Genomic DNA, 8,386 nt, shown 5'->3' on the forward strand with positions numbered 1-8,386 from the left:
TCAGCCCGCGGCACCTACCTCGTCGAGCCTTTTACACCGCTCCGAGGACGCGACCGTCAGCGTTGACAGCTCTCGGCTACACCTTTGGCCACGCGGAAGAGAACCTGACGGCCCGGCCGCCAACATCGTTCGAGTATGAAACGCTGGAGCTTGAGCCGGGGGAGTGGGTAGTTCAGGTCCTTCGGTCCAGCTACTCCAGCGAGGGAACGCCCATCCACGTCCTGGAAACGATCTGTGCCGCGAACAGGCACATCTTCCCCATCGGCCAAGTCTCTGGATACGACGAGTTCTGACCCGCCCTCATGTCCGCAATAGCGGAAGCAGGTACCTCCGGTGGGGGCGCTCCACTCCGGGATGGGGAGGGGCGCGCGAGCGGACAGACGCGCGGGTAACGAAGTGGCTGGGGTTGGTTGCCTGATCATCCCGTCTGCCACGCCCCAGGCAGAGCCCAGCAGACCGGCGCCTACGGATCAAGCCCGTCTGTGACCGTTGGCATCCAATGATCAAGGAACGGCGGCCGGTTGACGTACACGGGAAGACGGGCTTGATCCTCCGTTACCGGCCCGCTGCCGCTACGCGGTGGGTCGAGGCAGACGGGATGATCAGGCTAGGCGGAGGTGCGGGCAAGCGCCCCATAAGCTCTCAACGCCTTGACCTGCGGAGATCCATAACAATGCTGTCACACTTAGGGGTCATACCTTGGCAGTCGGCTTGCCGGCGCCGTTGGGACCCAGCACGCCCAGCAGGCGACCCTGGGGGACGAGAAGATCGACCCCGTCCAGCGCGCGGGTCTCACCGTAGCGTTTCACCAGGCCCTCGGCCCGTATGGCATAGGTCATCGTTCAGCCCCTCTCGTAGTGGCGGATCTCACAGCATGTACCGTCCCACCGACATTTCCCGGCCTTCCGGTCCCTCGCTTCGGGGCCGGCCGGAAATGTCTCCGGCCCGCTCGCCGAGGACCTGGCCGGAACGGTCCTCGGCCGGGCACGCGGGACGGTCCACGGGGCGGCGCCCCTGTGGGTGCGGTGGGTGGCGTGGGTGGGGCCGCCGGGTCGTCCCGGTGGGCGTGACGTCCGCGACCCGGGCTCGTTCCCGCGGGTGTGACGTCCGTGACCCCGGACCGTTCCAGCGGCCGTTCCCCGGCAGGCGTCGGGCCACCCGCCGGGACAAGAGCGTTTAGGCTGGCAGCGTGAGTGACCGCGCCGATGAGCACAACACCGCCTCGCAGGAGGCGTGGGAGTCCGATCGTTCGGCCGGGCGCCGCCGAGGCGGCCCCGGACGTGACCGCTTCTCCCTGCGTGACCCCGCCAATCCCGTCTCGCGCAAGGCCATCGTCATGTGGCTGCTGGAGGGGTTGTTCTGGTCCGTGCTCCTGGCCGTCGGCTCCTTCTTCCTCGCCCGGTGGATCGACGAGGATCGCTGGTCCTGGCTGCCCGTGTGGGTGCTCGACAACATCTGGTGGCTGCCGGGGATCATCCTGGTGCTGCTCATCCCCGGAATGATCGTCGAACCCTTCTGGCGGTACGCCGTGCACAGGTGGGAGCTCAGCGAGGACGTGGTCTACGCGCGTTCCGGCTGGATCAGCAGGGAATGGGTGTTCGTCCCGGTCAGCAGGATCCAGACGGTCGACAAGGCGCAGGGCTGGATCGAACGCATGCTGGGCCTGGCCACGGTCGAGATCCGCACCGCCTCGCACGCCGGCTCGTCCACGATCAAGGGCCTCGAGTACGAGGTCGCCGCCGAACTGGCCGAGGGGCTCGCCCGCCGCGCGGAAGAGCTCAGGGACGACGCGACATGACCGGACCCGCCGCCGATCAGCCACCGGCCGGGCCGCCGGAGCGTGGAATCCCCGGTTCGCGGACGCCGGGGCCGGAGACTCCCGGTCCGGAGACTCCCGGTCCGGAGACCCCCGGACCGCGGGGGCCGGAGAGTCCGGCCGGTCCCGGGGACCTCATCCCGGGACCCGTTGCCGCAGGCCCCGCCGCGCGGCCGGGACCCGACGTCCCCGCCGTGGCACCCGGGGCCGGGGGCCTGTCGCCGCAGGGACCGGGCGGAGAGGGGGACGGGCCGCCGACCGGCGCGCCGTTGCGGCTCAGCCCGAAGGTGCTGCTGACCGATCCGATCCGGATGCTGCCCTCGCTCTTCGTGCCGCTGGCGGGCGTGCTGTTCATCGGCGGGTTCTCCCCGGGGTCGTTCGTGTGGGCGGCCATGGGCGTCGTCGGTTCCGTCGCGTTCGCGGCGGTGCGCTGGGCGACCTTCACCTACCAGGTCGTCGGTGACCGGCTGGAGCTCACCCGGTCGCTGATCAGCAGGTCGGTACGGACCATCCCGCTGGAGCGGATCCGCGGGGTCGACGTCAGCGCTCCGCCGCTGCACCGCCTGCTCGGCATCTCCGTCCTGCGGATCGACACCGGCGCGGGCGGCGACGACAAGCAGGAGGGCGAACTCGACGGGGTGACCGTCGAGGAGGGGGAACGCCTCAAGGCCGTGCTGCTCTGGCACGCGCGTGCCCGGACGGCGAGACGCGTCCAGGCGCGCGGGGCGGACCAGGTGATCGGCGAGGCGGGCCCGGAGGGGCTCGCGGACGGCGTGCCCGCCCGGCCGGGGACGGACACCGGGGCCGGGACGGTCCGCCACGAGGTGGGGGACACCACTCCCGAACGGGTGTTCTTCGTGCTGCCGCGCAAGTGGCTCGTGTACGGCCCGCTCTCCGGTGCCTACCTGCTGACCCCCTTCGCGCTGGTGGCCGGTGCCGTGGGCCTGGCCTTCCAGCTGGGGACCGAGTTCGGGATCGACAGGCGGGTCCTGGTCGGCGCGGGTGAGTGGCTCTGGGAGCACCCGCCCTTCCTCGTCGCGGCCCTGGTGGTGCTCATCCTGGCCATGCCGGTGGTCGGCGCGGTCATGTACGCGGTGTTCAACTGGGACTTCAGTCTCCGGGCCCGCGAGGGGTACCTGATCGCCGGTCGCGGCCTGATCACGCGCCGGAGCGTGTCGCTGGAACGGCGCAGGGTCCGCGGGTTCGAGTTCGTCCAGGGGCCGGCCGAGCGCGGCGCCGGCCTCGGCCGCGCCTGGGCGATCGTGACCGGCCTCGGGGATTCGCAGACCAGGGGCCAGCTGATGCCGGTGGCGCCGAAGGGCATCGTGCTCGACGTGGTGGGCGAGGCCATCGGCCCGATCGCCACCGATCTGCGGCCCCACCCGCCCGCCGCGCGCAGGCGCAGACTGTTCCGGGCGATCTTTCCCTGGCTGGTGGTCGCCGCCTGCGCGTTGGCCGCCGTCGAGCTCTGGTCGGGATGGTGGTGGGTGCTCGGGGCGCCCGCCCTGCTCCTTGCGGTGCTGGGCGTCCCGCTCGGCCTCGACCGCTACCGCTCCCTCGGCCACACCTACGACGGCACCCGGCTGTCGGTCAGGTCGGGGTCGCTGCGCCGTTCCCAGGCGGTGATCGAGGAACGGGCCGTGGTCGGCTGGACACTGAGCCAGACCTGGTTCCAGCGCCGTGCCGGCCTGCTGACCGTGACGGCGGGCGTGGGAGCGGGCAGCGGCGGCTATGCCGCCATCGACGTCGGCGAGGACGACGGTCCCGCCTTCGCCGCCGAGGTCACCCCCGCCTGGCTCACCCCGTTCCTCGTCGAGCCGCCGTCGCCGGGCGTACGGCACGGATCGCCGGGGCCGCCCGGATCGTCCCCGCCGTCCGCTGATTCGGCGAACGGCTGACGTACGCGAAAGCGGGTGACCGGGAATCCCCGGTCACCCGCTCGCGAGATGCGGTCAGTCCTGGCGCCTGGCGCCGAACATGATCTCGTCCCAGGTGGGCACCGAGGCACGCCGTCCGCGGGACTTCTTGGCCGGCCGTGCCGGGGTCGGGGCCGGCGCCGGCTTGGGAGGCTCCACCGGCTTCTCCGCCGCGGCGGGCTTGTCGGCCTTGGGCTCCGGCGTTCCGGCCGGGTCCGCCTCCGGTGCCTCCGGTTCGGTCCTGGCCGGTTCGTCCGCGCTGACCCGCGCCGCGGGCACGGCTATCGGCCCCTCCGGGACGACCGGTCCCGCCGCCGGCGGGGTGGTCTCCGGTACGGGGGCGGGATCCGCGGCGGACGCGGCGGGAACGGCCCTGTCCGGAACGGTTCGTTCCGGCGTGGCCTGTTCCGGGGTGGCCTGTTGCGTGGCGGGCCGCTCCGCGGGAGCGGCCGTGGTGGGGGGCGGGGGGCTTTCGGTGTTCCCGGCGCCCCCGGTGTCTCCGGTGTCTCCGGTGTCCTTCGCGGCTCCGGTCTCCCCGGTCGCGGCGGTCTCCGGGGCCGGAACGGTCTCCGGGGCCCGCGTGTTCTCCGGCCGCGCCGGTGCCTCCGCCGCGGGACGGGTCGCGGTCTCCGGTCCGGCGACGGCCGGTGGCCGGACCCGCTCCGCCACGGCGGGTGTCTCCGCCACGACGGGGCGCGAGGGGGTCACGACGGGTTCCGGCCCCGCCGGGGTGACCGGCGGTTCGGCCGCGGGCGGCGCCGTGAACGGCGCCTCGGACGGCTCGGGCGCCGGTGTCGCGGCGGGGGACGCGTCTGCGGGCGGTACGGTCTCGGACGGCGCGGCCGGCGGCGCGGCCACGGGCGGAGCGGACGAGGAGGAAGGTCCGGCCGCGGACGGCTCGGGCACGACCGGCCCGGTCACGGACGGCTCGGACGCGGACGGCCCGGTCACGGACGGTTCGGGCGTGGAGGGCTCGGGCGTGGAGGGCTCGGCCACGGACGGCTCGGCCGCCGTCACGGGGGTCTCGGGGACGAACGGCGGCGAGACGGGCGGGGCGAGGTCCGGCTCCGTGGAGGCGGGCGGCCCGTACACGGCCGGCTCGTACGGAACCGGCCCGGACGTGGTGGACGGCTCGGGCAGCACGGGCTCGGGCGGCCGTACCTGCGTGACGGCCTCGGGGCCCTGGGCCGCGGCGGAGGCGTGCTCCGCGGTCCTGTCCGGCGGTTGGCCGGCGGTGTCCGGGGCGCGCAACGGCGGCACCGAGACCCTCGGGGCCTCGTAACCGGCCGGGATGGGGGGCATGGGCGGCTGCTGGTAGGCCGCGGGCGGCAGCGACGGCATCGACGGCACCGACGGCACCGACGGCACCGAGACGGGCGGGGGCGTCGAGGGCGCCGAGGGCTCGACCTGCGCGTACGCGGGCCGGGGCTGGGCCGGCGGCTCGTGGCGCAGGACCGAGGGGAAGGCCACGGGGGGCTGGTGCAGCGACTCGGACGCCAGCGACGGCACCGGGGCGAGCTTGGCCACGCGCGGCACGAACGGCGTGACCGTGCCGTCCTCGACCGGGTCGGTGTCCTCCCCGCTGGACAGGCGCAGGGCCTCGTCGTCGTGGGGCGTGATGTGACGCCGCCGGGGATCGAAGATCCACTCGGCCTTGCGCGTGTGACCGTTCCACACGAAGCCGAGTTTGATGCGCCACATGTTGTCGTCCCGCTTGGCGGAGTCCCACTCGATCTCGTCGGCGGGCACGCCGCGACGGGTCAGCCGCTCGACGACCAGGTCGCCGAGGGTGGGACCGGGAGCGGAGTCGCCGGGCAGGCGCACGGCGCAGCGCTGCGCCTGCTGTGCCATGTACTCACGTTCCTGGAGCACGGGACCCTCGAACCATCGCACGCGCTCGACCGGGATGCCCGCCGTGTTGGCGATCTCCTCCGCGGTCTCGCCGGCACGGATCCGGGCCTGGATCTCCTTGGGGCGCAACGGACTCTCCACTTCGATCTCGTACTGGCCGAGACGGGAGAAGTTGCCGCGGACGGCAGCACGGAGCCGGTCGTCGACGGGCAGCGTGAACCGGGTACCCCGGCCGGCCGTCGCCAGCACGAGATAGGTCCCGTCCTCACTCACCGCGACGAGCCGGAGCTCCTGCATGCGAGTCCCTTCGTCGTCGTGCTCAATCTTCCCCCGGACCCTTGAGTCTCTCGCGTGTGCCGGTTGCCTGCCAGCACCGTACCCGGCATGTCCGAACATCGCCTTGCTGGATGGGGCTCGCAGCGATGTGACGCCGGTCACATTTGCTCCATTCATCTGATTACAGGGCACCTGTCTGGAGCAGCGACTTCGGGGTCCTCCAGGGATTCTCACGGATAACTCCGGGAACCGCTGCGGACTTCCGCCAATAGCCGGAAGGCGACCACGGGACCGGGCCGCCGGTCCGGGCGGGGGGTGCCGCGGTCGCGGCGTCGTGCGGGGGCCCGTCGTCGCGCTCCGTGACGACGGGCCGGGACGGAGGCTGCGGGCATGGACGGCGGGAGAAGGTCATCTCCAGCGGACTCCCTCGGGGTCGAGTGGCGCGGGCCCCTGCGAATCTGCCCCCCGTACGCGCCGGGGCAACGACGGACACGCGGACGCGTCGTTCTTCGAGCGAGCCTTTGCGCCGCCCTTTACCGGGAGCTTGTGGGAGAGGGGCGGCGCGCCGGTGGGGGAGCGGGCCCGAGGCCGGGCGGCGCGCCGGTGGGGAGGCGTGCCCGGCTACGCCGCCGGGACCCGGCCCAGGACGGTGTCGAGATGGTCGTTGGTGAACGTGCCCGCAGGGTCGAGGGCGTCCCGTACCGCCAGGAAGTCGGCGAAGCGGGGGTAGACCGTGGCCAGGTAGGCGGCGTCGCGGGTGTGCAGCTTGCCCCAGTGCGGCCGTCCCCCCAGCGCCGTCATGATCTCCTCGACGCCCTCGAAGTAGGCCGGGTTGGGCGTCGGCCGGTAGACGTGGCAGGCGATGTAGGCCGAGGGCCTGCCGTAGGCGGTGGAGAGCCAGGCGTCCGAGGCCGGGGAGACCCGCACCTCGACCGGGAAGGTGATCCTCCAGTCGCGTCGTTCCACCAGGTCGCGGACCTGGGCGAGGGCCTGGCCGAGGTGCTCGCGCGCAATGGCGTACTCCGTCTCCAGGAAACGCACCCGGCGCACGCTGGCGAAGACCCGGTGCGAGACGTCGGTGTGGGTGGAGACCGACAGCGCCGCGGCCGACAGGGCGTTCAGCCGGGGGACGGCGCCCGGGAAGCGCCCGCCGATCCCGCACACCGCGCCGAACAGGGTGTTCTCCATGAAGTGGTTGTCGAGCCAGTACTTGAACGCGCCCGGCGGCCGGGCCGGGCCGGGGCTGCGGTTGTTGCGCTTGGTCAGGCAGGTGTCGGTGTGCGGCATCCAGAAGAAGTCCAGGTGCTCGTTGCCGCCGGTCAGCTCGTCGAGCGAGGCGAGGATCGAGGTCAGGGACATCGGTTCCCGGGTGCTGCGCAGCAGGAAGGACGGCTCCACCCGGAAGGTGACCGCGGTGATCACGCCGAGCGCGCCCAGGCCCACCCTGGCGGCGTCGAACAGGTCCCGCTCGGCCACCCCGCGGATCGTGCCGTCGCCGTCGCCGCGCACCGTGACGATCTCCCCGTCGGCCAGCACCAGCTCCAGGGCCAGGATCTGGTCGGCCAGGCCGCCGACGTCCCGGCCGGTGCCGTGGGTGCCGGTCTGGACGGCCCCGGCCACGGTCTGGGCGTCGATGTCGCCCATGTTGGCCAGGGCCAGGCCCATCCGGTGCAGTTCGGCGTTGAGCGCGCGGATGGTGGTCCCCGCCCCGGCCGTGACCCGGCCCTCCCCGGTGGAGCGGATCCCGGCCAGCGCCTCCGGGCGGAGCAGGAGGCCGTCGGTCAGGGCCACCCCGGTGAACGAGTGCCCGCTGCCGATCATCCGTACCCGGCGGCCCGCCGCGGCGGCGTCGCGCACGGCCCGCGAGACCTCACCGGCGTCGGCCGGGGTACGGATCTCCGCGGGGGTGGCGGACTGGTTGCGGGCCCAGTTGCGGAAGGTCTCGGCCATGCTCGACTCCTGCCCCGCGGGTCTGGCCGGGCACGGGACGCGGGGCTCCCGGGCGCGAGGCGACCCGCCCGCGGCACACGGGTCGTCGCCGGTTCACCGGTTCGCCGGCTCCGTCGGCGAATATGAAGAGTACTCATGATTGCTGCCTGGCGACAGGGCCCGCAGGCCGGACGACAGGTCCGGGACGACGACCGGGGGACGGGGCCGGGCGACAGGGGCGCGACTTCGCCGGCAACGGTCCCCTCCGCCGCGCCCGGGAACTAGTGTGGGGGCAGTGTCACGCCTTCCCGGGTCGCGATTCCTCGTCCCAGCGATGCTGATCGTCACCGCCCTCGTCGCCCTCGGCTCCGTCGTCCTGCTGCTGATCGCCCCCGGTGTCCCCCAGGCACCCCGGGGGGCCGCCGCCGAGGCGCGGATCCGGGACCTGGCGGCGATCGAACCGGTCGTCACCTCCACCCCCTCCCCGTCCGCCGAACCGGGGACGAACCCCGCCGCCGGCCCCGCCGCCGGCCCCGCCGCCGGCCCCGCCGCCGGCCCCGCCGCCGGCCCCGCCGCCGGCCCCGCCGCCGGCCCCGCC

Annotated in this window: 5 protein-coding genes and 2 pseudogenes; 4 read left to right on the forward strand and 3 right to left on the reverse strand. The window is 73.6% G+C overall.

Going from position 1 to position 8,386, the window contains the following annotated elements; genetic code table 11:
- On the forward strand, window positions 1–293 hold a 293-nt coding region (locus tag AB0G16_RS32800; protein ID WP_362813904.1), incomplete at its 5' end, for a UTRA domain-containing protein.
- A 408-nt stretch (window positions 294–701) separates the two neighbouring features.
- On the opposite strand, the pseudogene AB0G16_RS32805 reads toward AB0G16_RS32800, so the two are convergent.
- A pseudogene (locus AB0G16_RS32805) lies at window positions 702–839 on the reverse strand (daunorubicin/doxorubicin resistance ABC transporter ATP-binding protein DrrA); the annotation flags it as partial.
- Between the two features lie 350 nt (window positions 840–1,189).
- On the opposite strand from AB0G16_RS32805, the gene AB0G16_RS32810 reads away from it, so the two are divergent.
- The gene (locus tag AB0G16_RS32810) at window positions 1,190–1,798 is read left to right on the forward strand and encodes a PH domain-containing protein (RefSeq protein ID WP_362813906.1); all 609 of its coding nucleotides are present in this window, start codon (window positions 1,190–1,192) and stop codon (window positions 1,796–1,798) included.
- 212 nt (window positions 1,799–2,010) lie between these two features.
- Entirely contained in the window at window positions 2,011–3,714 is a 1,704-nt protein-coding gene (locus AB0G16_RS32815; RefSeq protein WP_362813908.1) for a PH domain-containing protein, read from the forward strand.
- A gap of 1,056 nt (window positions 3,715–4,770) precedes the next feature.
- Here AB0G16_RS32815 and sepH read toward each other — a convergent pair.
- Together sepH and AB0G16_RS32825 are read right to left on the reverse strand one after the other, a co-directional pair.
- Window positions 4,771–5,880 (reverse strand): annotated as a pseudogene (sepH, locus tag AB0G16_RS32820) (septation protein SepH); the annotation flags it as partial.
- Between the two features lie 600 nt (window positions 5,881–6,480).
- Window positions 6,481–7,809 carry a D-arabinono-1,4-lactone oxidase gene (locus AB0G16_RS32825; protein WP_362813910.1) on the reverse strand — a complete coding sequence of 443 codons (1,329 nt, stop codon included), beginning with the start codon at window positions 7,807–7,809 and terminating at the stop codon, window positions 6,481–6,483.
- A gap of 313 nt (window positions 7,810–8,122) precedes the next feature.
- Here AB0G16_RS32825 and AB0G16_RS32830 point away from each other — a divergent pair.
- On the forward strand, window positions 8,123–8,386 hold a 264-nt coding region (locus AB0G16_RS32830; protein ID WP_362813912.1), incomplete at its 3' end, for a hypothetical protein.

The sequence above is a fragment of the Streptosporangium sp. NPDC023615 genome (assembly GCF_040640155.1).
In the GTDB taxonomy this organism is placed as follows: domain Bacteria; phylum Actinomycetota; class Actinomycetes; order Streptosporangiales; family Streptosporangiaceae; genus Streptosporangium.